This is a genomic window from Bacillus sp. Marseille-P3661 (genome assembly GCF_900240995.1).
GTDB lineage: Bacteria > Bacillota > Bacilli > Bacillales > Bacillaceae_J > OESV01.
The window spans coordinates 576,632-600,663 of sequence record NZ_LT965953.1; the positions used below are offsets into that span (position 1 = coordinate 576,632).

The 24,032-nt window shown below is 38.7% G+C and carries 14 protein-coding genes, 6 tRNA genes and 3 rRNA genes; 17 read left to right on the plus strand and 6 right to left on the minus strand.

Annotation, left to right across the window (positions count from 1 at the left end):
• Window positions 1–21: 21 nt before the first annotated feature.
• On the plus strand, window positions 22–675 hold the full coding sequence (locus C1724_RS02585; protein WP_102345183.1) for a hypothetical protein: 654 nt from the start codon (window positions 22–24) through the stop codon (window positions 673–675).
• A 30-nt stretch (window positions 676–705) separates the two neighbouring features.
• Here C1724_RS02585 and C1724_RS02590 read toward each other — a convergent pair whose 3' ends face one another.
• The 4 genes from C1724_RS02590 to C1724_RS02605 all read right to left on the minus strand — a co-directional run bounded on the left by C1724_RS02590 (window position 706) and on the right by C1724_RS02605 (window position 3,791).
• Window positions 706–1,356, minus strand: a complete 651-nt coding sequence (locus C1724_RS02590; protein WP_142386514.1) for a class I SAM-dependent methyltransferase — start codon at window positions 1,354–1,356, stop codon at window positions 706–708.
• A 324-nt stretch (window positions 1,357–1,680) separates the two neighbouring features.
• Window positions 1,681–1,753: transfer RNA gene (locus C1724_RS02595), tRNA-Ala, on the minus strand.
• A 206-nt stretch (window positions 1,754–1,959) separates the two neighbouring features.
• Window positions 1,960–3,024, minus strand: coding sequence for an ATP-binding protein (locus C1724_RS02600; RefSeq protein ID WP_102345185.1), 1,065 nt, complete (start codon window positions 3,022–3,024; stop codon window positions 1,960–1,962).
• 239 nt (window positions 3,025–3,263) lie between these two features.
• Window positions 3,264–3,791, minus strand: coding sequence for an undecaprenyl-diphosphatase (locus C1724_RS02605; protein ID WP_102345186.1), 528 nt, complete (start codon window positions 3,789–3,791; stop codon window positions 3,264–3,266).
• A 301-nt stretch (window positions 3,792–4,092) separates the two neighbouring features.
• Here C1724_RS02605 and C1724_RS02610 point away from each other — a divergent pair.
• Window positions 4,093–4,164, plus strand: a tRNA-Gln gene (locus C1724_RS02610).
• 114 nt (window positions 4,165–4,278) lie between these two features.
• Here C1724_RS02610 and C1724_RS02615 read toward each other — a convergent pair.
• Window positions 4,279–4,362 (minus strand): YjcZ family sporulation protein, encoded by an 84-nt coding sequence (locus C1724_RS02615; RefSeq protein ID WP_102345187.1) that lies wholly within the window; start codon window positions 4,360–4,362, stop codon window positions 4,279–4,281.
• A 204-nt stretch (window positions 4,363–4,566) separates the two neighbouring features.
• Here C1724_RS02615 and C1724_RS02620 point away from each other — a divergent pair, with 204 nt between their 5' ends.
• The 3 genes from C1724_RS02620 to pflA all read left to right on the plus strand — a co-directional run bounded on the left by C1724_RS02620 (window position 4,567) and on the right by pflA (window position 8,312).
• Window positions 4,567–4,992: a hypothetical protein gene (locus C1724_RS02620; protein WP_102345188.1), complete on the plus strand. Its 426-nt coding sequence runs from the start codon at window positions 4,567–4,569 to the stop codon at window positions 4,990–4,992.
• A 273-nt stretch (window positions 4,993–5,265) separates the two neighbouring features.
• Entirely contained in the window at window positions 5,266–7,491 is a 2,226-nt protein-coding gene (pflB, locus tag C1724_RS02625) for a formate C-acetyltransferase (RefSeq protein ID WP_102345189.1), read from the plus strand.
• Window positions 7,492–7,583: 92 nt separating this feature from the next.
• Window positions 7,584–8,312, plus strand: a complete 729-nt coding sequence (gene pflA / locus C1724_RS02630) for a pyruvate formate-lyase-activating protein (protein ID WP_102345190.1) — start codon at window positions 7,584–7,586, stop codon at window positions 8,310–8,312.
• Window positions 8,313–8,474: 162 nt separating this feature from the next.
• Here pflA and C1724_RS25410 read toward each other — a convergent pair whose 3' ends face one another.
• On the minus strand, window positions 8,475–8,612 hold the full coding sequence (locus C1724_RS25410; protein ID WP_180994106.1) for a hypothetical protein: 138 nt from the start codon (window positions 8,610–8,612) through the stop codon (window positions 8,475–8,477).
• Between the two features lie 858 nt (window positions 8,613–9,470).
• On the opposite strand from C1724_RS25410, the gene C1724_RS02635 reads away from it, so the two are divergent.
• The 12 genes from C1724_RS02635 (at window position 9,471) to C1724_RS02690 (ending at window position 24,001) form a co-directional block, all read left to right on the plus strand.
• A 16S ribosomal RNA gene (locus C1724_RS02635) occupies window positions 9,471–11,021 on the plus strand.
• A gap of 152 nt (window positions 11,022–11,173) precedes the next feature.
• Window positions 11,174–14,110, plus strand: a 23S ribosomal RNA gene (locus C1724_RS02640).
• A 188-nt stretch (window positions 14,111–14,298) separates the two neighbouring features.
• A 5S ribosomal RNA gene (rrf, locus tag C1724_RS02645) occupies window positions 14,299–14,415 on the plus strand.
• Together the 16S, 23S and 5S rRNA genes with 4 tRNA genes alongside form the textbook arrangement of a ribosomal RNA operon.
• Before the next feature lie 9 nt (window positions 14,416–14,424).
• Window positions 14,425–14,500, plus strand: a tRNA-Val gene (locus C1724_RS02650).
• A gap of 166 nt (window positions 14,501–14,666) precedes the next feature.
• A tRNA-Met gene (locus C1724_RS02655) sits at window positions 14,667–14,743 on the plus strand.
• Between the two features lie 26 nt (window positions 14,744–14,769).
• Window positions 14,770–14,845, plus strand: a tRNA-Asp gene (locus C1724_RS02660).
• Window positions 14,846–14,862: 17 nt separating this feature from the next.
• Window positions 14,863–14,934 (plus strand) — tRNA-Glu (locus C1724_RS02665).
• Window positions 14,935–15,965: 1,031 nt separating this feature from the next.
• Window positions 15,966–17,942, plus strand: a complete 1,977-nt coding sequence (gene glgB / locus C1724_RS02670) for a 1,4-alpha-glucan branching protein GlgB (RefSeq protein WP_102345191.1) — start codon at window positions 15,966–15,968, stop codon at window positions 17,940–17,942.
• Window positions 17,860–18,993 carry a glucose-1-phosphate adenylyltransferase gene (locus C1724_RS02675; RefSeq protein ID WP_102345192.1) on the plus strand — a complete coding sequence of 378 codons (1,134 nt, stop codon included), beginning with the start codon at window positions 17,860–17,862 and terminating at the stop codon, window positions 18,991–18,993. Before glgB ends, C1724_RS02675 begins: the two co-directional genes overlap by 83 nt.
• Before the next feature lie 11 nt (window positions 18,994–19,004).
• Window positions 19,005–20,033 (plus strand): sugar phosphate nucleotidyltransferase, encoded by a 1,029-nt coding sequence (locus C1724_RS02680; RefSeq protein ID WP_102345193.1) that lies wholly within the window; start codon window positions 19,005–19,007, stop codon window positions 20,031–20,033.
• A complete protein-coding gene (gene glgA / locus C1724_RS02685) occupies window positions 20,030–21,457 on the plus strand; it encodes a glycogen synthase GlgA (RefSeq protein WP_102345194.1) in 1,428 nt (475 codons plus the stop codon). Before C1724_RS02680 ends, glgA begins: the two co-directional genes overlap by 4 nt.
• A 150-nt stretch (window positions 21,458–21,607) precedes the next feature.
• Complete coding sequence (locus tag C1724_RS02690) at window positions 21,608–24,001, plus strand: glycogen/starch/alpha-glucan phosphorylase (RefSeq protein ID WP_102345195.1); 2,394 nt, start codon at window positions 21,608–21,610, stop codon at window positions 23,999–24,001.
• The last annotated feature ends 31 nt before the right edge of the window (window positions 24,002–24,032 follow it).

Here is a 24,032-nt window from a genome sequence, read left to right on the forward strand (position 1 = left end):
AATGGAAGGGGTGGCTTTTTTATGGATGATGTGGATTTACTGAAAATTTTAGAGTATTGGCAGCGAAAATACAAATTACCAGTTAACACTTTTGACTTCACATATGAAGAGCTTCGAAGGTTTTGGGATTTAGGAGGATGTAAAGATATTGCAATTAAGCATCAGATGATTACCAAATATAGTGAAAAATTTAACATCAAAACGATGATTGAAACAGGCACTTATGTAGGAGACATGGTTCATGCCATGAAGGATAAATTTAGTAGAATTATATCAATAGAATTAGGAGAGCGTTTATACAAACAGGCAAAAAAAAGATTCTCAGCATATCCTCACATTTCGATAATCCATGGCGATAGTGGAAAAATGTTAGAGAAAATCCTGGAATCAATTTCAGAACCTTGTCTTTTTTGGTTAGATGGGCATTTTTCCTTTAACGATACGGCGAGAGGTGAACAGGATACTCCCATTTTACTGGAATTGGAGCATATTCTATCCCATCCGGTTCGCAATCATGTAATTCTCATTGATGATGCAAGGTGTTTTATTGGTCCCAATCCAGTATTGAATGATTATCCTACTATTCAGGAGCTTCAAGTTTTTGTTAAAAGAAAAAGACCGGATTTACATTTTGAAGTCAATGAAGATATGATATGTATTTGTGAAAAAAAATAGCCTCCTTTCTTTTTTTCTGGAGGCTATTTTTTATTCGTTTTCATTAAGTGGCAATGACTCGATTGGCCACATGGCAATTTTCTTCCATGGATCCATTTGGTTATAATCATCTATCATGGCAAGAGGCTTTGGAAAATGAAAAGGGGGAAGTTCAAGATTTAGAAGACGTCCACTTCCTGCTGGTATATCCTGATCATTCTTCGCGATAGGAGCTGTGGATGCAAGTAGGTATTTTGAGCCACTTCTTTTAAAATTAATTAATGCGCTTAGAACTTTAGCCATTGGTAAATGTTGCAAGCAATCTCGGCAGATGATCAGATCAGCTTGGGGAAGGGGATCTTCGGTAATATTTGCTACCCGAAATGATCTGGTATCATTTGCGTACCTCTCATTATTTTTCATGATTAATTCGTCAACGATGTCCACGCCGGTATAGCTAACTACATTGAGCTCTTTCAGATTTATTTCTTTAAACCAATTAAAGTCACCACACGGCGCATCTAAAATAGATTTAATTTGATAATTCCGGATAAGCGATTCGAGAAACGTCCTTATATTTTCAGTTTCATTTAAGGTTGACCCTGTGCCAGAAAAAGATTCTGTGGATCCCCATTTGTTATTTTTATAAATATCAGTAAACACATCTTTCATATTGCTTTTTTTTCTTTTCCTTTTCCTCATTCTCATATAATCATCCTTTCAAAGGAACTAAAGCAAAGTGATTAGGTATATTAAATATTATGACCTTCCGAAATATCTTGTTTAATCGAAATACCTATTGCGTGGAAAAAATGTGCTGATCTTTTAGGCAGTGATATAAATTGCAATTGGGGAGAGAGTCTAGGGCTATTGATCTGGCCTTAGGGGGCTAGCTTGTCAAGCATGTAGTTGCTTAGGATCATTCAGTAACAAACGTGTAAAGTTTTGAAGTTTTTGAGAGGAATGACCTCTAACCCGCTTGTCTGGAAAAAGAAAAACCCTTGCTATGCAAGGGTTTTGTTGGTATGGAGCATAGGGGGCTCGAACCCCTGACCTCTACGCTGCCAGCGTAGCGCTCTCCCAGCTGAGCTAATGCCCCGTATTTGATTAAAGTCCTATAAACCTTATTTTAATAGGTGATGGAGGAATTGTAAAGTAGGAAAATGGGTGATTGTACAAAACTAAAGTTATATAGCATTTAATAAAACAAATAAGAGGGAAAGTAGATTTTCCCTCTGAACATAATCACAACATATATCCGGAATAAAACGGTTTACTAAACAAATAATCAATTGTAACGCTTTCTTACTTTGCAATAGAATGTTGCACGGTTGGAAGTTTAATGGTCACTGTTGTACCTTTGCCGATCACACTTTCGATATGAATTGTTCCATTATGTCTTTCAATAATATGAAAGCTTGTCATTAAACCAAGGCCTGTCCCACGTTCTTTTGTAGAATAAAAGGGCTCCCCTATATGTGCCATTCGTTCTTGTGTAATCCCACAGCCACAATCGCTGATTTCAATTAGTAATTGATCATAGTTAGAATACTTAACACTGACGTGAACTGCTTTTCCTTTATCCATCGATTCTAATGCATTTTTAATAATATTCAGAAACGTCTGCTTTAAAGCAACCGCATTGCATTCTATTTCAGGAATATGATCGGGACACTTGAAAATGATATCTTGGTTAGCCATATTTGCTTGAGTTTGTAACAATGTAATAACTTGATCCATTATTTCAACAATATTTTCTTTTTTAAATATTGTTTCTGCTAACGGATTTCCTAATGCTAAATACTCGGTTAGTATATCTTCAATTTTCTGAAGTTCTCTAAGCGTTATATTCGTATAGGTTTCGTTATAGGCTTGGTCTTTTTGTTGAAGTTGAGTAAATCCTTTAATAGAAGTAAGTGGATTACGAATTTCATGGGCAACTGCAGCCGCTAGCTGGGCCGCAACTGATACTTTATCGACTTTTTGTAAATATACTCTAGCTAATTTTTCATCGGTAATGTCTTGAACTTGCCCAAAGATGTATTTGTTGTTTGATGAGGTATCTTCGATGAGAGAGACACTTAATAATCCCCAGATGATGATGTTGTTTTTGTGAATAAATTTTTTTTCTAATTGGAAATTGTTAATTTTACCGTGTTGGAGCTGTTTGAAATAAAATTTGTCATTTTCATAGTCCTCTTTTAATGAAAACTCTTTAAGAGAGGCATGTAACAATTCATCTTCAGTATATCCGGTAAAATTAGAGAAGGCCTTATTAACTGCGATAAACCTTCCGTCTAGATGAGCAATAACCTGACCAATGGACGACTGATAAAAAGCACTCCAAAATAATGAACTATTATCAAACATTTACGCATACTTCTCCTCTTAAAAACATTAGTGCCTTAACAAATATAGAGGTTTATTTTACAAAAAACAACCCCTTCGACAAAAGCTTACAAATGTTTTAAACAACGTTTGATAATACGAAACAAAAAATGAGGTTTAGGACAAATTTCAGTGGTGGAAGAGTATACTATCTGCAACCAAATGCGTTGCAGTTTATATAGATTTTCCCGCTCCTTAGTTGAGCGGGTTGAATTATTTAATTACTGAGTGAGTGTATTAGTCTTTCCTCTTGAAGTTACCCAATAAAATAGTTTTGTTGTAACTGTCCCAGACAGTAAGGCAATTAGCAAACTGGCCATTACATCAAAAGGATAGTGGTGACCGACATAGATTCGCGATAGCGCAACAAGTAAGGCGAAGATAAAAAGTGCTACTCCAGCTGATTTCTTATAATACCAAACTGCAATAGAGCATGTAAAAACAATAACAGCCTGATCACTTGGAAAAGAAGAGGATATCCCCTTTTCAATAAGCAGGTTTACATCATAATCTACAAATGGTCGATTTTTGTAATAAATGAATGAAATGATCTGGCTTATTCCTAAACTAATAATCATTGATACTAATCCGATTATAGACATTTTTCTTGTTTTTTTTATAAATAGAAAGATGAAGAAAGATCCGAGAAAAACAAATAGCATATAGCTTGATAAAAATATCATAATAGAATCAATGACTTCATTTTTACCAGCAGTGTTATTGATCATTTTAAATAATTGGTAATCCACAACTAAATCCCCCAAATTATTACTATATGTATTTTACCATAGAAGAAGAGTGAAGGAAATTACGAATTAATCCACAGTTTATTAACATCCGTATAGATGATCTTCAATATAATTAAATAATTAACAGAATATTAACAACTTATGCACAATTTGTGGGTTAATATAGCTCTAAATGTGGATAAATAACGTTAATTGTGGATAAATATTATTGGGAAACTTTTTGGCCAAGTTTCAAATTTATTAGTTCATACACGTATAACTTAAAATAGTTTGGGAAACTATAAAAATAAATCAATAGCATTGGGCTATAGCCAAGCGGTAAGGCAACGGACTTTGACTCCGTCATGCGCTGGTTCGAATCCAGCTAGCCCAGTAAAAAATAAAACCTCATCACCCGATGAGGTTTTATTTTTTTACATCCACGAGATTAGAAAGAAGCGTAATTTGCCATCAGGCAAATTACACATCAAAATCTATATTCATTATCTTAGAACCAAGAAGCACCAACGATAATTAACAAGATGAACAACACAACGATTAACGCGAAACCTCCACCATAAGAGTGACCCATATCTAACACCTCCTTATGACTTTTCCTTATCATTTTATGGATGATTTCTTATTTCGTAATGGGCAAACGTCTATTTAACTAAAAATAGTCAAGAGCCCAATAATATAACATCGTAATATTTTCCAATATTAACTTTTAATAACGGTTTAATTAACTAACTGTAATCGAACACTAAATCCAAAGCTAATGAAAGGGTGGAGGTAGTTGCAATACAAGGCGTTAATTATTTTGTTCCTCATTATTACATTTCAGGTTACGGCGAGTACAACAAGTGCAATTCAGCAGATTGGAACATCCCAAATCATGGATATAAAAACCAGTCCTGCTCCTAATATCAACCAATGGGTTACCTTGCCACATAGAAAGACTGGTTCACTGCTAGTGGAAGTATTTACAGTAGGTTCAGAGGCAAGGAAGGTTAATTTTTGGAAAGTACCAGTTAAGGACAAATCGTGGAAAAAGGCTTGGGAGCATCGGGAATTACTTAGTGAGGATACAGAAGGCCGTGATGGGTGGTCCACAACTATTACTTATGGTAACAAGAGTATTTTCACATTCATCGTTGTTGAAGTAATCGATGAAAACGATGAGTCAGATATGGATTGGTTTTATTTATTGTATAAAAAATAATGCGAATACTGGTCTGTTATACCAGAAAAAGAGTTTTGTACTAGTATTACTCGTAGACTATAAGTTGTTCAACAAATGTGCATTATTAATCGTACCCATAACCTGTTTTCATATTAAATGGGATGTTTAGGTAAAAATATTGAAGATAAAATTAAAATTCATAAAGCTGACACGATTATAGACCCACAAAGTAATTAAATCGATGTATGCTTAATGCATACCTGTTATATATATTTTTTAAATTCTGTACTACTTTTGTGGAGGGGATTTTTTATGAAATCTTGGGATGGGTTTAAATCAGGTAATTGGCAAAAACAAATAGATGTTAGAGATTTTATTCTTCAAAATATATCGGTTTATGAAGGCGATGAGTCGTTTCTAGAACAAGCAACTGACAATACAAAAGCACTTTGGGATCAGGTGATGGAACTTTCAAAGTTAGAGATTGAAAAGGGCGGCGTTTTAGATATGGACACTGACGTCGTGTCATCCATTACATCGCATGGACCGGGCTATTTAAATAGAGAGATTGAACAAATTGTTGGCTTTCAAACGGATAAACCATTTAAAAGGTCCCTACAGCCATATGGTGGAATTAGAATGGCGGAACAAGCTGCTGAATCATATGGGTTTGAAGTAGATAATTTCTTAACAGAAATCTTTAATACCTATCGTAAAACACACAATCAAGGTGTGTTTGATGTATATACAGATGAAATGAAATTAGCACGTAAGGTAGGGATTATTACGGGCTTGCCTGATGCATATGGGCGCGGTCGTATTATTGGGGATTATCGAAGAGTTGCACTATACGGAGTTGACCGATTAATTGAGGAAAGAAAAAAGGATGTTTTGCTCTTAGGGGGAAAAATGACTGAGGATATTATTCGACTTCGTGAAGAAGCTGCAGAACAAATTCGATCCTTAATAGAATTGAAAGAATTGGCAACTAAATATGGATATGACATTTCTCAACCAGCAACGAACACTAAAGAGGCATTTCAATGGTTATACTTTGCTTATTTAGCAGCCATTAAAGAACAAAATGGAGCTGCGATGAGCCTGGGACGTGTTTCCTCGTTCCTTGATATTTATATAGAACGTGATCTTAAAAATGGTGTTTTGACAGAGAAGGATGTTCAAGAAATTGTTGACCATTTTATTATGAAACTTCGACTTGTAAAATTCGCAAGAACACCTGAATATAATGAGCTATTTAGTGGAGATCCAACTTGGGTTACCGAATCAATTGGTGGTATGGCTCTTGATGGAAGATCACTAGTTACAAAGAACTCTTTCAGATTTTTACACACATTGGATAATCTAGGTCCAGCACCTGAACCAAATCTTACGGTGTTATGGTCAACGCAACTGCCCGAACACTTTAAAAGATATTGTGCAAAAATGTCAATTAAAACAAGTTCAGTTCAATATGAAAATGACGATCTAATGAGAGCAGAATACGGTGATGATTACGGTATTGCTTGTTGTGTATCAGCTATGCGGATTGGAAAGCAAATGCAATTTTTTGGAGCAAGAGCTAATTTAGCGAAGGCGTTGTTATACGCAATTAACGGTGGGATAGATGAAAAGCAAAAGATTCAAGTTACACCACAATTTGCTCCTATAACATCTGAGGTTTTGGACTATGAAGACGTTATGGCTAAATACGATCAAGTAATGGATTGGTTAGCTGATTTATATATTAATACTTTAAATGTAATTCATTATATGCATGATAAATATTCTTACGAAAGAATTGAAATGGCGTTGCATGACATCAATGTATTACGAACAATGGCAACAGGGATTGCTGGTTTGTCTGTTGTCGCAGACTCCTTAAGTGCGATTAAGTATGCCAAAGTAAAACCGATCCGCGATGAAAATGGAGTTGCGGTCGATTTTGAAATTGAAGGAGAGTTCCCTAAATACGGGAATAATGATGATCGTGTCGATTCGATTGCAGTAGAGTTCGTTGAGCGCTTTATGAACAAATTGCGTAGAATCCCAACATACCGCAGTTCAGTTCATACTATGTCTATTTTAACTATTACATCTAACGTTGTTTATGGCAAAAAGACAGGCAATACTCCTGATGGTAGACGTGCAGGTGAGCCGTTTGCACCAGGTGCAAATCCGCTGCATGGTCGAGATACGAAAGGTGCTTTAGCATCGCTATCATCTGTGTCTAAACTTCCATATCAACAAGCGTTAGATGGTATATCTAACACGTTCTCAATTGTTCCTAAGGCATTAGGAAAAGATGAACATACCCAAGTGGTTAATTTAGTGGCAATTCTTGATGGCTATGCGATAAAAAAAGGACATCACCTAAATATCAATGTTTTTAATCGTGAAACCCTAATGGATGCAATGGAACATCCTGAGAAATACCCTCAATTGACAATTCGGGTTTCTGGGTATGCTGTTAATTTTATTAAATTAACACGTGAACAACAAATTGATGTCATTAATCGGACATTCCATGAAAGTATGTAATGAAAGGTAAACAGTGATACTAAAATAAATTCATTTTTGTAAATTCCCTGTTAATTTTTAGCAGGGAACTTATTATCATAGGAGGGAAGGATATGAATGGTAATATTCATTCTATCGAGACCTGTGGAACTGTTGATGGACCTGGTATCCGTTATGTGATATTTGTACAGGGATGTCTTTTAAGATGCCAGTACTGTCATAATGCCGATACATGGGATATTGGGAAAGGCAAAGTAATGACTGTTCAAGATATTATAGAAGATATTCAATCTTATTTGCCGTTTATCAAAGCATCAGGCGGTGGTATTACGGTAAGTGGCGGTGAGCCTTTATTGCAATTGGATTTCTTATATGAACTATTTCGAGAATGTAAGAAACTAGATATTCATACAGTAATAGATAGCTCTGGTGGTTGTTACTCAAACGAACCTATATTTAAAGAAAAGTTAAACAAGGTACTAAGTTTAACGAACTTAGTGTTGTTAGATCTAAAGCATATTAATGAGCAAGCACATAAAAAGTTAACTGGAAAAACTAATCAGCATATATTAGAATTTGCACAATATTTATCAGATAAGCAAATACCTGTGTGGATTCGACATGTCCTTGTTCCAGGGATAACAAACGATGAGGTTAGTCTAACCCAGTTGGGTAACTTTATTAAAACGTTAAAAAATGTAGAAAAGGTAGAAGTGCTTCCGTATCATAAGCTCGGTGTTTATAAGTGGGAAGCTCTAGGTCATAAATATCCATTAGAACATGTGAAGCCACCAACAGAAACTGAAATTAAAAGAGCGTATGAGCTATTGCAGGTGAAGTAAAAAGCTAACTTCTAGCTATTAGAAGTTAGCTTTTTACGAATTGTAGTAGGATTTATCTGAAAAATTTTTTTCTACTTAAAATAGATGAGTCCGCCGGGTGTCTATCGGTTTTCTTATTTGAGGATTGATGTTATAGGAGTAGCCGTTAACTTAAATAAACGATTATAGCGAGTCCTTATTTTCGTCAATGTCATTTTCTTTTTCAGGTGTGATAGGATGACGATCTAGTACGTGGAATGTTAGCATTAGGAGCAATAATCCGGCGAAGGGGAGCGCGTAACTAATTATGTTTTTGATCATAAATGATCACCTCTTTTCGGTTTAGAATAATTGATAGACACTGTTAAAATAGTTAGAATAATCATAACATGTTTCGATAATTAATGAAAGCGTTAACATTCTTAATATTCAGTTTTTTTAGTTTTGAACATAAAAACCTAGAATAAGTCTTGGTGTAATAAAAAATGAAGTAATATTATAGGTATAATTAATAGAAAAGAAAATATAATAATAAAAAATGATTAACAGTCATTTAAGAGTAATTCCTCCTAAGATTGGTTTTTGGATCGCTGTAAAGCGATTCTTTTTTTGCTTTTTGTAGATTTTCAATCTATGTTTATTAGAGTAGGAGGTGTGAGACTCCTGCGGAATATCCCGTGAGTAAGCAAATGCAACTTCGCCGAAGAGCTCACCGCCCGCCTGCGGGTTGTATTTGGAGTATAAATATACATACGCGTTTACTAAAGTCTTTGCTTTAGAATTAGTAATGGGGTGATCTTAAGTTATAAAGATAAAATTCCCTTAATTTTATAATGTCTATTTCTTAAATTTGGCGTATCGCATATAAAATATTAATCATAATAAGTATGTTGAAAGTGCTAAAATACTTATAGGTTATTGATTTTTTATTTTTTTTTGGAAAAGCATTTGACTTTAATTATTAGAAATGATATATTTTAAAAGTCGCTTTTGAGAGCGAAATTAAAAAACTTAAAAAAGTTATTGACTATCAAGAATAGATATGTTAAGATAACTTTTGTCGCTGAAAACACAGCGGAAATGATGTTCTTTGAAAACTAAACAAAATGTCAAGCGTGCAAAACAAGTTGAACACTAGTTCAACAACCAAGTCAGTATATTAGTTTGAGCAATCAAACCTTTTCGGAGAGTTTGATCCTGGCTCAGGACGAACGCTGGCGGCGTGCCTAATACATGCAAGTCGAGCGGATGACGAGGAGCTTGCTCCTCTGATTCAGCGGCGGACGGGTGAGTAACACGTGGGCAACCTGCCTGTAAGACTGGGATAACTTCGGGAAACCGGAGCTAATACCGGATAATCTCTTTTGAACCACATGGTTTAAGAATAAAAGATGGTTTCGGCTATCACTTACAGATGGGCCCGCGGCGCATTAGCTAGTTGGTGAGGTAACGGCTCACCAAGGCGACGATGCGTAGCCGACCTGAGAGGGTGATCGGCCACACTGGGACTGAGACACGGCCCAGACTCCTACGGGAGGCAGCAGTAGGGAATCTTCCGCAATGGACGAAAGTCTGACGGAGCAACGCCGCGTGAGCGATGAAGGCCTTCGGGTCGTAAAGCTCTGTTGTTAGGGAAGAACACGTACCAGTTAACTGCTGGTACCTTGACGGTACCTAACCAGAAAGCCACGGCTAACTACGTGCCAGCAGCCGCGGTAATACGTAGGTGGCAAGCGTTGTCCGGAATTATTGGGCGTAAAGCGCGCGCAGGCGGTTTCTTAAGTCTGATGTGAAAGCCCCCGGCTCAACCGGGGAGGGTCATTGGAAACTGGGAAACTTGAGTGCAGAAGAGGAGAGTGGAATTCCACGTGTAGCGGTGAAATGCGTAGAGATGTGGAGGAACACCAGTGGCGAAGGCGACTCTCTGGTCTGTAACTGACGCTGAGGCGCGAAAGCGTGGGGAGCGAACAGGATTAGATACCCTGGTAGTCCACGCCGTAAACGATGAGTGCTAAGTGTTGGAGGGTTTCCGCCCTTCAGTGCTGCAGCTAACGCATTAAGCACTCCGCCTGGGGAGTACGGTCGCAAGACTGAAACTCAAAGGAATTGACGGGGGCCCGCACAAGCGGTGGAGCATGTGGTTTAATTCGAAGCAACGCGAAGAACCTTACCAGGTCTTGACATCCTCTGCTACTTCTAGAGATAGAAGGTTCCCCTTCGGGGGACAGAGTGACAGGTGGTGCATGGTTGTCGTCAGCTCGTGTCGTGAGATGTTGGGTTAAGTCCCGCAACGAGCGCAACCCTTGTCCTTAGTTGCCAGCATTCAGTTGGGCACTCTAAGGAGACTGCCGGTGACAAACCGGAGGAAGGTGGGGATGACGTCAAATCATCATGCCCCTTATGACCTGGGCTACACACGTGCTACAATGGATGGTACAAAGGGTTGCGAGACCGCGAGGTTGAGCCAATCCCATAAAGCCATTCTCAGTTCGGATTGTAGGCTGCAACTCGCCTACATGAAGCTGGAATCGCTAGTAATCGCGGATCAGCATGCCGCGGTGAATACGTTCCCGGGCCTTGTACACACCGCCCGTCACACCACGAGAGTTTGTAACACCCGAAGTCGGTGGGGTAACCTTTTGGAGCCAGCCGCCTAAGGTGGGACAGATGATTGGGGTGAAGTCGTAACAAGGTAGCCGTATCGGAAGGTGCGGCTGGATCACCTCCTTTCTAAGGAAGAATTACGAAGACGCGCTTAGACATTTTGTTTAGTTTTGAGAGAGCATTCTCTCTATATTGTTCTTTGAAAACTAGATAGCAATAACATTCATATTTACTGTAGAAAAGTTCTTATTAAAATCTTGATGATTAAGATCATCTTAGGTTAAGTGAATAAGGGCGCACGGTGAATGCCTTGGCACTAGGAGCCGATGAAGGACGGGACTAACACCGATATGCTTCGGGGAGCTGTAAGTAAGCTTTGATCCGGAGATTTCCGAATGGGGAAACCCACTGTTCGTAATGGAACAGGATCTATACCTGAATACATAGGGTACTGAAGGCAGACCCGGGGAACTGAAACATCTAAGTACCCGGAGGAAGAGAAAGCAAACGCGATTTCCTGAGTAGCGGCGAGCGAAACGGAAGAAGCCCAAACCAAGAGGCTTGCCTCTTGGGGTTGTAGGACACTCTATACGGAGTTACAAAGGAACGAAGTAGGTGAAGTGGTTTGGAAAGACCAGCCGAAGAAGGTAACAGCCCTGTAGCTGAAACTTCGTTCTCTCTTGAGTGGATCCTGAGTACGGCGGGACACGTGAAATCCCGTCGGAAGCTGGGAGGACCATCTCCCAAGGCTAAATACTCCCTAGTGACCGATAGTGAACCAGTACCGTGAGGGAAAGGTGAAAAGCACCCCGGAAGGGGAGTGAAAGAGATCCTGAAACCGTGTGCCTACAAGTAGTTGGAGCCCATTTATGGGTGACAGCGTGCCTTTTGTAGAATGAACCGGCGAGTTACGATCCCGTGCAAGGTTAAGTCGAAGAGACGGAGCCGCAGCGAAAGCGAGTCTGAATAGGGCGATTGTAGTACGTGGTCGTAGACCCGAAACCAGGTGATCTACCCATGTCCAGGGTGAAGTCCAGGTAACACTGGATGGAGGCCCGAACCCACGCACGTTGAAAAGTGCGGGGATGAGGTGTGGGTAGCGGAGAAATTCCAATCGAACTTGGAGATAGCTGGTTCTCCCCGAAATAGCTTTAGGGCTAGCCTTAAGGTAAGAGTCTTGGAGGTAGAGCACTGATTGGACTAGGGGCCCCCATCGGGTTACCGAATTCAGTCAAACTCCGAATGCCAAAGACTTATCCTTAGGAGTCAGACTACGAGTGATAAGGTCCGTGGTCAAGAGGGAAACAGCCCAGATCACCAGCTAAGGTCCCAAAGTATACGTTAAGTGGCAAAGGATGTGGAGTTGCTTAGACAACCAGGATGTTGGCTTAGAAGCAGCCACCATTTAAAGAGTGCGTAATAGCTCACTGGTCGAGTGACTCTGCGCCGAAAATGTAACGGGGCTAAACGTATCACCGAAGCTGTGGATTGACACTTACGTGTCAGTGGTAGGGGAGCGTTCTAAGGGCTTTGAAGCTAGACCGGAAGGACTAGTGGAGCGCTTAGAAGTGAGAATGCCGGTGTGAGTAGCGAAAAGACAAGTGAGAATCTTGTCCATCGAAAGCCTAAGGTTTCCTGAGGAAGGCTCGTCCGCTCAGGGTTAGTCGGGACCTAAGCCGAGGCCGAAAGGCGTAGGCGATGGCCAACAGGTTGATATTCCTGTACCACCTCTTTACCGTTTGAGCAATGGAGGGACGCAGGAGGATAGGGTAAGCGCGCTGTTGGATATGCGCGTCCAAGCAGTTAGGCTGGTAAGTAGGCAAATCCGCTTACCACATAAGCTGAGCTGTGATGGCGAGGGAAATATAGTACCGAAGTTCCTGATTCCACACTGCCAAGAAAAGCTTCTAGCGAGGTAGAAGGTGCCCGTACCGCAAACCGACACAGGTAGGCGAGGAGAGAATCCTAAGATGCGCGAGAGAACTCTCGTTAAGGAACTCGGCAAAATGACCCCGTAACTTCGGGAGAAGGGGTGCTCTGATAGCGTGCAAGCGCGAGAGAGCCGCAGTGAATAGGCCCAAGCGACTGTTTAGCAAAAACACAGGTCTCTGCGAAGCCGCAAGGCGAAGTATAGGGGCTGACACCTGCCCGGTGCTGGAAGGTTAAGAGGAGAGGTTATCCTTTTCGGAGAAGCTTTGAATCGAAGCCCCAGTAAACGGCGGCCGTAACTATAACGGTCCTAAGGTAGCGAAATTCCTTGTCAGGTAAGTTCTGACCCGCACGAAAGGTGTAACGATTTGGGCACTGTCTCAACGAGAGACTCGGTGAAATCATAGTACCTGTGAAGATGCAGGTTACCCGCGACAGGACGGAAAGACCCCGTGGAGCTTTACTGCAACCTGATATTGAATTTTGGTACAGCTTGTACAGGATAGGTAGGAGCCTGAGAAGCCGGAGCGCCAGCTTCGGTGGAGGCATCGGTGGGATACTACCCTGGCTGTATTGAAATTCTAACCCGCGCCCCTGATCGGGGCGGGAGACAGTGTCAGGTGGGCAGTTTGACTGGGGCGGTCGCCTCCTAAAGAGTAACGGAGGCGCCCAAAGGTTCCCTCAGAATGGTTGGAAATCATTCGTAGAGTGTAAAGGCACAAGGGAGCTTGACTGCGAGACCTACAAGTCGAGCAGGGACGAAAGTCGGGCTTAGTGATCCGGTGGTTCCGCATGGAAGGGCCATCGCTCAACGGATAAAAGCTACCCCGGGGATAACAGGCTTATCTCCCCCAAGAGTCCACATCGACGGGGAGGTTTGGCACCTCGATGTCGGCTCATCGCATCCTGGGGCTGTAGTCGGTCCCAAGGGTTGGGCTGTTCGCCCATTAAAGCGGTACGCGAGCTGGGTTCAGAACGTCGTGAGACAGTTCGGTCCCTATCCGTCGTGGGCGTCGGAAATTTGAGAGGAGCTGTCCTTAGTACGAGAGGACCGGGATGGACACACCGCTGGTGTACCAGTTGTTCTGCCAAGAGCATCGCTGGGTAGCTATGTGTGGACGGGATAAGTGCTGAAAGCATCTAAGCATGAAGCCCCCCTCAAGATGAGATTTCCCATTACTTTAAGTAAGTAAGATCCCTCAGAGATGATGAGGTAGATAGGTTCGAGGTGGAAGCATGGTGACATGTGGAGCTGACGAATACTAATCGATCGAGGACTTAACCAAGTAGAAATCCTGAAACGACTGTTCAGACTCGAAGAGCAAATGTTCTTCCGACAAAGAAGTCGATAGACTTCCCGAGGAGGAAGGTTATTTGATCTCGAGAGTCTAGGAGTGGAAGGTGGACAATTGACTACAGTATATGAATGCTTGTTATCTAGTTTTGAGGGAACAACCTCAGGTTAAATAAATTGTTTGGTGACGATAGCGAAGAGGTCACACCCGTTCCCATTCCGAACACGGAAGTTAAGCTCTTCAGCGCCGATGGTAGTTGGGGGCTGTCCCCCTGTGAGAGTAGGACGTTGCCAAGCATTAAATATGGAGGATTAGCTCAGCTGGGAGAGCACCTGCCTTACAAGCAGGGGGTCGGCGGTTCGATCCCGTCATCCTCCACCATTTATTAAAATTCTATTATCGCGGGGTGGAGCAACGAGCAAAACATCCGTGAATAATCTGCGAGTTGTCCCGACGCATAAACATCTTTGATTTAACGAGAAGAGGAAGGGACAGTCAGATTCTATACAAATTTAAAAGCAGGTACAAATTATTCAAATTATATTATCGCGGGGTGGAGCAGTCTGGTAGCTCGTCGGGCTCATAACCCGAAGGTCGCAGGTTCAAATCCTGTCCCCGCAACCAAAATTATTAAATATCAATTGTTATGAGGTTCCGTGGTGTAGTGGTTAACATGCCTGCCTGTCACGCAGGAGATCGCGGGTTCGATCCCCGTCGGAACCGCCATTAAAAAATATAAAAATGGCCCGTTGGTCAAGCGGTTAAGACACCGCCCTTTCACGGCGGTAACACGGGTTCGAATCCCGTACGGGTCATAATAAAAAAGAGATCAAAAAACTACTAGTCTTTTGATCTCTTTTTTATTATTGCTTTCCTTCCAGAAAAATCCGGAAAAAAAGTATAGTTGTTTGATTATTACTTTTTTGTTATAATATATTTGGTTGATAAAAGACAATCCTCTAGTAGGGTACATAATTATTGGAGAAGACATTATGTCTTCTCTTTTTTTTTAGTTTAGGAGAGATTAGTAAAATCTACCGTCATTCCGAAGTAAAAAAAGCCATATTTAACATACTAATACCGATGTGCAAGAAAACGCGATTGCCTATCAGGCTGCTTGCGCTTTCTGCTCATAATTTATAAATCCTTCTCCTTCCTATCACTAAGTGCACTTGCTGCATACCTCATACTGTTCAGTTTCATATATCCATTATTATTTAGTTCGTAGTTTTTTGTCGATATTTATCAAATAGAACCTTTAATATTTAAATTACGACAAAATTCACGGTGAATAGTCATATTTTATCGAAATTTCACATAATGTTTACAAATAATATAGCAGGATTTTATTAGATTGGTCTTGAATATTGGCTAAGTGATAAAAAATAGTAAATGTGTTTTTTGAGCAATATAAAATTTAATAGAAATTGATATCTTTCACCTAGTTTATTTGCAGACTTGTTTTTATGTAATAGTTTAAGGACCTTCAAAATAATCTTAAAGTTGAAAAGAAGATTAAAACCCCAACTACATTTTTGTAAGTGGGGCAAAGAGTGTTTCAAATTTCTAAAACTTCCTTTATAGGAGTATGGAATAGAACTATTGAGTGTTCCTCCTTACAAGTCAAACAAAGCAGAAAGTATATACGGGACTACGAAAATAGTGGAGATATAGGGAGTTAGAGAGTATTTATAAAGCCCTTCTTTAATAATAAAACGTTAGTTTTTCCTCCTTTATCCCACCTTCTGCCAAATATTAGGTTTTAATTATTTATTACAGGGTATAATATCAATTTAATCTATTTTAATATTCCTTAAAAAGCCATACATATTTAGGAGAGGGTTATATGGTTATATCTCGACCTTCAGATTTTGAAACATATTTATTCCATGAAGGACAGCTCTTTCATAGTTATCAATCATTTGGAGCACATATAAGAGTAGAAAATGGTATTCATGGAGTACGTTTTACCGTGTGGGCTCCACATGCAAATCAAGTTAATATTATCGGTGATTTTAATAATTGGAATGGTAAAAATTATCCGCTAGTAAAAGTAAATAAAGAAGGAATATGGTCAGGTTTCTTTCCTTCTTTAACAGCCGGTACCATTTATAAATATGAAATCATCACTCATGACAATTGTATTTTAAGAAAAAGTGACCCATATGCGTTTTACTCTGAATTACGTCCCAATACTGCATCGATAGTATACGATTTATTAAACTATCAATGGAATGACGATAACTGGATGGAAACAAAGAAAAATAAAGATTCTGTTAAACAACCAATGTTTATATATGAAGTTCATCTAGGGACGTGGAAAAAGAAGTCGAATGATGAACCATATACTTATAATGAGTTAGCTGATGAATTGATCCGGTATGTCGTGGATCATGGCTACACTCATATCGAGTTATTGCCACTAGTTGAACATCCATTTGATCGTTCGTGGGGATATCAGGGAACGGGCTATTATTCTATTACTAGTCGATATGGAACCCCTGAACAGTTTATGTATTTCATAGATCAGTGTCATCAACATGGTATTGGCGTGATTTTAGATTGGGTTCCAGGTCATTTTTGTAAAGATGAACATGGTTTATATTTATTCGATGGCCAGCCTACTTTCGAATATCCAAACCCTTATGTCATGCAAAATGACGTATGGGGAACTGCAAATTTTGATTTAGGGCGAACTGAAGTTAGGAGTTTCCTAATATCAAATGCAATTTTTTGGATGGATGTATATCATATTGACGGATTTAGAGTTGATGCCGTTGCTAATATGTTGTATTGGGATATGCATGGTAGGGGAACGATCGAAGAAAATCACTATGCGGTTGAGTTTTTAAAGACTCTTAATGATGAGGTGAAAAAGTTTGACTCATCCGCTTTAATGATTGCTGAAGATTCAACAGAATGGCCGCTTGTAACAGGTTCAACAGAAATTGGTGGGCTTGGGTTCAGTTACAAATGGAATATGGGTTGGATGAACGATGTTCTAAAATACATGGAATTAGATCCAATTCTCCGGAAATACAATCATAATTTGTTAACCTTTTCTCTTTTATACGCACATTCTGAGAATTTTATCCTTCCTTTTTCGCATGATGAGGTAGTACATGGGAAGAAGTCATTGCTAAATAAAATGCCGGGAGACTATTGGCAAAAATTTGCACAACTCCGTTTGCTCTATGGCTATTTAATAGCCCATCCAGGGAAAAAATTAGTATTTATGGGTGGTGAATTTGGTCAATTTGCAGAATGGAAGGATTTAGAACAGTTGGATTGGCAGCTTCTAGATTATGACATGCACCATAAAATGCATGCATATACTAAGAAGCTTTTAAAATTTTATAAAGAAGAGTCATCGTTGTGGGAGCTTGATCATACGTGGGATGGATTTCAATGGATTGATGCGGATAATCATCACCAAAATATTTTATCTTTTATTAGGAGGTCAGAAAATCCGGACCAATTCTTAATTGTTATTTGTAACTTTTCACCAAACGTTTATCATAATTTTAATATTGGTGTACCAACAGAAACCGACTATATAGAAGTATTTTCTAGTGATCATGCTGATTTTGGTGGATCGGGGCAAACCAATTCTAAACGCTTGGAGAGTTTTGGGCAGCCATTTCATAACCAACCTTATCGTATTTCATTAACAATTCCACCATTTGGCTTAACAATTTTAAAACCAGTGATTGAAAAAGGGAAGGAGCGAGGTACATACCATGCGCCAAAAAAAATGTATAGCAATGCTTCTAGCCGGAGGGCAAGGAAGCAGATTAAACTCATTAACAAAGAATCTTGCTAAACCTGCTGTTCCATTTGGAGGGAAATATCGAATTATTGATTTTCCTTTAAGCAATTGTACAAATTCACAAATAGATACAGTTGGTGTTTTAACACAATATAAACCATTAGTTTTAAATTCTTATATAGGTATTGGCAGTGCCTGGGATTTAGATAGACGAGATGGGGGCGTTACTGTTTTACCACCTTATATGGAACAAGATGGTGGACAATGGTATAAAGGTACAGCTAATGCGATCTATCAAAATATGAACTTTATCGAACAATACAATCCTGAACATGTATTAGTACTGTCCGGAGATCATATTTATAAGATGGATTATTCAAAAATGCTAGAATTCCATATTGAACGAGATGCAGATGCAACAATCTCTGTTATTGAAGTTCCTTGGGATGAAGCTAGTCGGTTTGGCATTATGAATACAAATGAACAGCTAGAAATTGTCGAGTTTGAAGAAAAACCAACTGATCCCAAAAGCAATTTAGCTTCAATGGGAATTTATATATATAAATGGTCAACACTCCAAGCGTATTTGCGTATGGATGATCAAAATATTAACTCGAGTCATGATTTTGGTAAGGACGTTATTCCGCTAATGCTTGCTGAAGGGCTTAAGTTAAATGCGTATCCTTATCAAGGTTATTGGAAGGATGTTGGCACTGTTAAAAGTTTATGGGAAGCCAATATGGATTTATTAGAAGAAGAGCCTGAACTTATTTTAAATGATTATAACTGGCGTATTTATTCTGTTAATCCAAATCAACCACCACAATATATTGCACCAACAGCAACGGTACAACGATCGATGGTAAATGAAGGATGCATGGTATATGGGACAGTCGATCATTCTATTTTATTCCCTGGTGTCCATATCGGTGAAGGAACGGTCATAAAGGATTCTGTTATCATGCCTGGAGCAGTTATCGGGAAAAATTGCAGAATTGAAAAAGCTATTGTAGCAAGTGATATGGTTATTGAGGATGGACGTAAAATTTCACCTAAATTAGCTGAAGAGGTCGCATTAATAGCTGAAGAGAAAATTTTCTGTTAGGGGTGGTAGCAATGAGAAATACAATGTTTGGAATAATAGATGCAACAACAAGTTTTGGTGATATGCAAGAATTAACGATGATGCGGTCTCTGGCAGCCGTGCCGTTTGGTGGCCGCTACCGCTTAATCGATTTCGCACTATCCAATATGGTGAACTCCGGGATTCAGAGTGTAGCGATATTTCCGAAATTTCAATATCGTTCGTTAATGGATCATCTGGGGTCAGGTAAAGATTGGGATCTAAATAGAAAGAAAGACGGTTTGTTTTTCTTTCCTCCCCCGTTTAATACCGATAGAGATTATTCAGCGAGTGTTTTTCATTATTTTAAGTTTCATAGAGATTATTTTGAAAGAAGTACACAAAAATATGTAGTGATCACTGGCAGTAATACTATTTGCAATTTAAACTTTAAAGATGTTTTGAATCGTCATCTGAAAACTGGTGCAGATATTACCGAGGTTCGAAAAGATGATAATCCTTTAAAGATGTATATCTTAGAAAAATCATTGTTAGTTGAATTAATAGACTCCCAAGGCCAAGGTTCGTATATTCCAGTATGTGAGGTAGTTGAAAATTATAAGCCTAAATTAAAGATACATAGCTATGAATATGATGGCTACGCGGTAACAATTGATACTATTCAAAGTTATTATGAACACAGTATGGAATTGTTACAGCCACATATTATGCAACATTTATTTTCGAAAGATAATCCAATTTACACAAAGGTTAAGGATGAGCCACCGACTCGATATATGAAAGACGCATATGTTAAAAATGCGCAAATCGCAAATGGTTGTATAATTGAAGGGCATGTTGAAAATAGTATTATTTTCCGTGGTGTAAAGGTAGGTAAAGGAACAGTTATTAAAAACAGTATTGTTATGCAAAAGAGTCAAATTGAAGACGGAGCGGTTTTAGATAGTGTAATTGTTGATAAAGATGTAATTATAGAAAGTGGAGCAAGGATTGTAGGAGATGCATTATCACCTGTAGTCATCCAAAAAGGTAGTATACAAGGAGAGCTGATGAATTCGTGAACATTTTGTTTGTAGTTTCCGAATGTGTCCCATTTATAAAATCAGGTGGTCTTGCTGATGTTGCAGGTGCTTTGCCAAAAGAACTAACAAAGTTGGGTACGGATGTACGTGTGATTATGCCAAAGTATGGGACGATTCCTCAACAGTTTCGAGATGAGATGGAACACGTATGTGAGTTGAACGTAGAGTTAAGCTGGAGAAACCAATATTGTGGAATTGAAAGCTTTGAGTACGAAGGTATTGTTTATTATTTTATAGATAATGAATATTATTTTAAGCGTAGTACGATGTACGGCCATTATGATGATGCTGAACGATTTGCGTTCTTTAATCATGCTGTACTTAAAGCAATTCCGTATTTAGACTTTATTCCTGACATTATGCATTGTCATGATTGGCACACAGGGATGATCCCATTCTTGTTAAATGAACAATATCGTGGTTATGATGAGTATTCAAAAATTCGTACCGTATTTACAATTCATAATCTTCAGTTTCAAGGGATGTTCCCAAAAGAGATTTTAGGAGATCTATTGAACTTGAATGAAGATTATTTTAATCCTAATCAATTAGAATTTTACGGCTGTGTTAATTTTATGAAAGCAGCTATTATTTCATCAGATGTGATTACCACCGTGAGCCCGACATATAAAAATGAGATTCAAATGCCATTCTTTGGTGAGAAGTTAGAGGGTTTATTACGTGCTAGAAACCATGCATTAATAGGTATATTAAATGGAATTGATGATGAAATTTACAATCCAGCTATCGATACCTATATTACAGCTAATTATGATGGGAATTCATTAGAAAATAAAAGTAAAAATAAAGCGCAGCTGCAAGAGGAATTTGGTCTTCAAGTCAAAGATAATACGCCTGTTATTGCTATTATATCTAGGCTAACAAAACAAAAAGGACTAGATTTGATTAAACGGGTTTTCCATGAAATTGTTAGAAATGATATTCAATTCATTGTTCTCGGTACAGGAGATTATGAGTTTGAACAATTTTTTAAGTACATGGAATGGCTTTATCCGGAGAAGGTAAAGGCGTATATTGGTTTTAATGAACAATTGGCACACCAAATATATGCTGGTGCAGATATGTTTTTAATGCCGTCTAAGTTTGAACCATGCGGACTAGGCCAGTTGATCGCATTAAGTTATGGTACGATTCCGATTGTTAGAGAAACAGGGGGACTAAATGATACGGTCCGGTCATACAATGAATTTACGCAGCAAGGTAATGGGTTTAGCTTTAAAAATTTTAATGCACATGACATGTTGTATACGATTGAAAGGGCTATTCATTTTTACCATCAGGAATCGATATGGCCTGAGCTCGTAAAACGAGCAATTACCCAGGACTATAGCTGGTCTCAATCAGCATCAAAATATAATCAGGTTTACAGGAATATCATGTGATTTAGGTATAATGGAAAGTGGTAAACGACGTTTAGTGCGGGCTTTTATTTCCTTCACTGATTGTTAATACCTGCAGCTATGACCTAAAGCCCCTTGAACTAAACGGGTTCTTATTATTGCCAGTAAGAACAGAACAAAGGAGAGAAAGCTATGTTCTCTAGCAAAGAAGCCTTTAAAAAGCGATTCTTAGACAAATTCGAGAGAATGTATGGGAAAAGTTTCGACGAGTCAACCTTACAAGAGCAATACAATACATTAGGGCAAATGATTCGTGAATATGTTAGTAAAGATTGGATCGAAACAAATGAGCGATATCGATCTAATAAACAGAAACAAGTTTATTACTTTTCAATTGAATTTCTATTAGGGCGATTACTTGGCAGTAATTTATTAAATCTAGGAATTCGCGATTGTATTGATCAAGGCTTAAAAGAGCTTGGAGTTTCATTGAATGAATTGGAAGAGCAGGAAGTGGATGCAGGTTTAGGGAATGGTGGACTTGGTCGTTTAGCAGCGTGCTTTTTAGATTCACTAGCTTCTTTAAACCTACCTGGACACGGGGTAGGAATACGTTATAAACATGGACTATTTGACCAGAAAATCGTTGATGGGTATCAGGTTGAATTACCTGAACAGTGGCTGCGTAATGGGAACGTCTGGGAAATTCGTAAGGCCGGGCAGGCAATTGAAGTGAAGTTTGGTGGTGAGGTTAAGGTTTCATATGCAAATGGTGAATTAATGTTTCACCATGTAAACGCAGAAACCGTGACCGCAGTTCCCTATGATATGCCAATCATTGGATATGAGAATAAAGTGGTGAATACCTTACGGTTATGGAGCGCTGAGCCATCGCAATTCCGACCGGATAAAGGCGATGTGATGAAATACAAACGTGAAACCGAAGCAATTTCTGAATTCCTTTACCCAGATGACACACATATAGAAGGAAAAATACTACGATTAAAGCAACAGTACTTTCTCGTATCAGCTGGTTTAAATAGTATCATCAGAAGCTATTTAAAAAATAATAATGATCTATGTAAAATTCACGAAAAAATCGCAATTCATGTTAATGATACACACCCAGTTTTGGCAATTCCCGAAATGATGAGAATACTATTAGATGAGCAAGGCCTCGGTTGGGATGAGGCATGGGATATTACAACGAATACAATTTCGTATACTAATCATACAACCCTGTCTGAAGCATTAGAGACGTGGCCAATTTCAATCTTTAAGCCATTGCTTCCAAGAATTTATATGATCGTTGAGGAGATCAATGAAAGATTCTGCGCGGACTTATGGAAGAAATATCCCGGTGATTGGCAGCGGATAGAGAGTATGGCTATTATTGCCCATGATATGGTTAAGATGGCACACTTAGCAATTGCCGGTAGTCATAGCGTAAATGGAGTAGCCCAAATCCATACGAATATTTTAAAAACGCGGGAAATGAAATTATTCTATGAGTTCTATCCTCACAAGTTTAACAACAAAACTAATGGTATTACACACCGCCGTTGGTTACTAAAGGCTAATCCAGAATTAACAAATGTTATTACTGAAGCAATAGGCGGTGCATGGGCTGCAGAGCCAGTTAAATTAACTGAACTAAATTCATTTGTTCATGACACAGGTTTTCAAGATGAAATATATAATGTAAAACAATTTAATAAACAAAAGCTAGCGAAGCGAATTCAAAATTTAACAGGTATTGTTGTGGATGAAGAGTCGATATTTGATGTACAGGTAAAAAGACTTCATGCATATAAACGACAGCTCCTAAATATTTTACACATTATGTATGTATACAATCGTCTAAAAGAAGAGTCTAATTATACAATTACACCACGAACTTTTATATTCGGTGCTAAAGCTTCACCTGGATATTATTATGCAAAGAAAATTATAAAGCTTATTAATACATTAGCTGATAAGGTTAATAGCGATCCTAACACACGAGATATGTTAAAGGTTATATTCCTAGAGAATTACAGAGTGTCATTAGCTGAGGAGATCATCCCGGCTGCTAATATAAGTGAACAAATTTCAACTGCTAGTAAAGAAGCGTCGGGAACGGGTAATATGAAATTTATGATGAATGGTGCTTTAACTCTTGGTACTCTTGATGGGGCTAATATTGAAATCTTAGAAGAGGTAGGACAGGACAATATCTATACTTTTGGTCTAACGGCTGACCAAGTTTTGTTCTACCAAAGAAATGGTGGTTACCGAGCGTTCGAATACTATCACCATGATAAACGCCTACACCAGGTTATCAATCAACTAGTAAATGGCTTTTTCCCGGTCACAGGTCAAGAATTTGAAACAATCTACGACTCTTTATTAGTACAAAATGATGAGTATTTTGTGTTAAAAGATTTTGATTCCTATGTTGCGGCTCATGAAAAGGTTGACTTGGCTTACAAAGATCGTCAAGGTTGGATGGAAAAAAGCATTATCAATATTGCTCAATCAGGTCGTTTTTCTAGTGATCGCACGATTCAAGAATACGCTGATGATATTTGGACCATTCATTCTTAAATAGTACTTAATTAGACAGTATATCTTATAA

Coding starts and splice junctions, on each gene's coding strand:
- C1724_RS02585 (WP_102345183.1), top strand. CDS start 22: ATGGATGATGTGGATTTACTGAAAATTTTAGAGTATTGGCAGCGAAAA.
- C1724_RS02590 (WP_142386514.1), bottom strand. CDS start 1,356: ATGAGGAAAAGGAAAAGAAAAAAAAGCAATATGAAAGATGTGTTTACT.
- C1724_RS02600 (WP_102345185.1), bottom strand. CDS start 3,024: ATGTTTGATAATAGTTCATTATTTTGGAGTGCTTTTTATCAGTCGTCC.
- C1724_RS02615 (WP_102345187.1), bottom strand. CDS start 4,362: ATGGGTCACTCTTATGGTGGAGGTTTCGCGTTAATCGTTGTGTTGTTC.
- pflB (WP_102345189.1), top strand. CDS start 5,266: ATGAAATCTTGGGATGGGTTTAAATCAGGTAATTGGCAAAAACAAATA.
- pflA (WP_102345190.1), top strand. CDS start 7,584: ATGAATGGTAATATTCATTCTATCGAGACCTGTGGAACTGTTGATGGA.
- C1724_RS25410 (WP_180994106.1), bottom strand. CDS start 8,612: ATGATCAAAAACATAATTAGTTACGCGCTCCCCTTCGCCGGATTATTG.
- glgB (WP_102345191.1), top strand. CDS start 15,966: ATGGTTATATCTCGACCTTCAGATTTTGAAACATATTTATTCCATGAA.
- C1724_RS02675 (WP_102345192.1), top strand. CDS start 17,860: ATGCGCCAAAAAAAATGTATAGCAATGCTTCTAGCCGGAGGGCAAGGA.
- C1724_RS02680 (WP_102345193.1), top strand. CDS start 19,005: ATGAGAAATACAATGTTTGGAATAATAGATGCAACAACAAGTTTTGGT.
- C1724_RS02690 (WP_102345195.1), top strand. CDS start 21,608: ATGTTCTCTAGCAAAGAAGCCTTTAAAAAGCGATTCTTAGACAAATTC.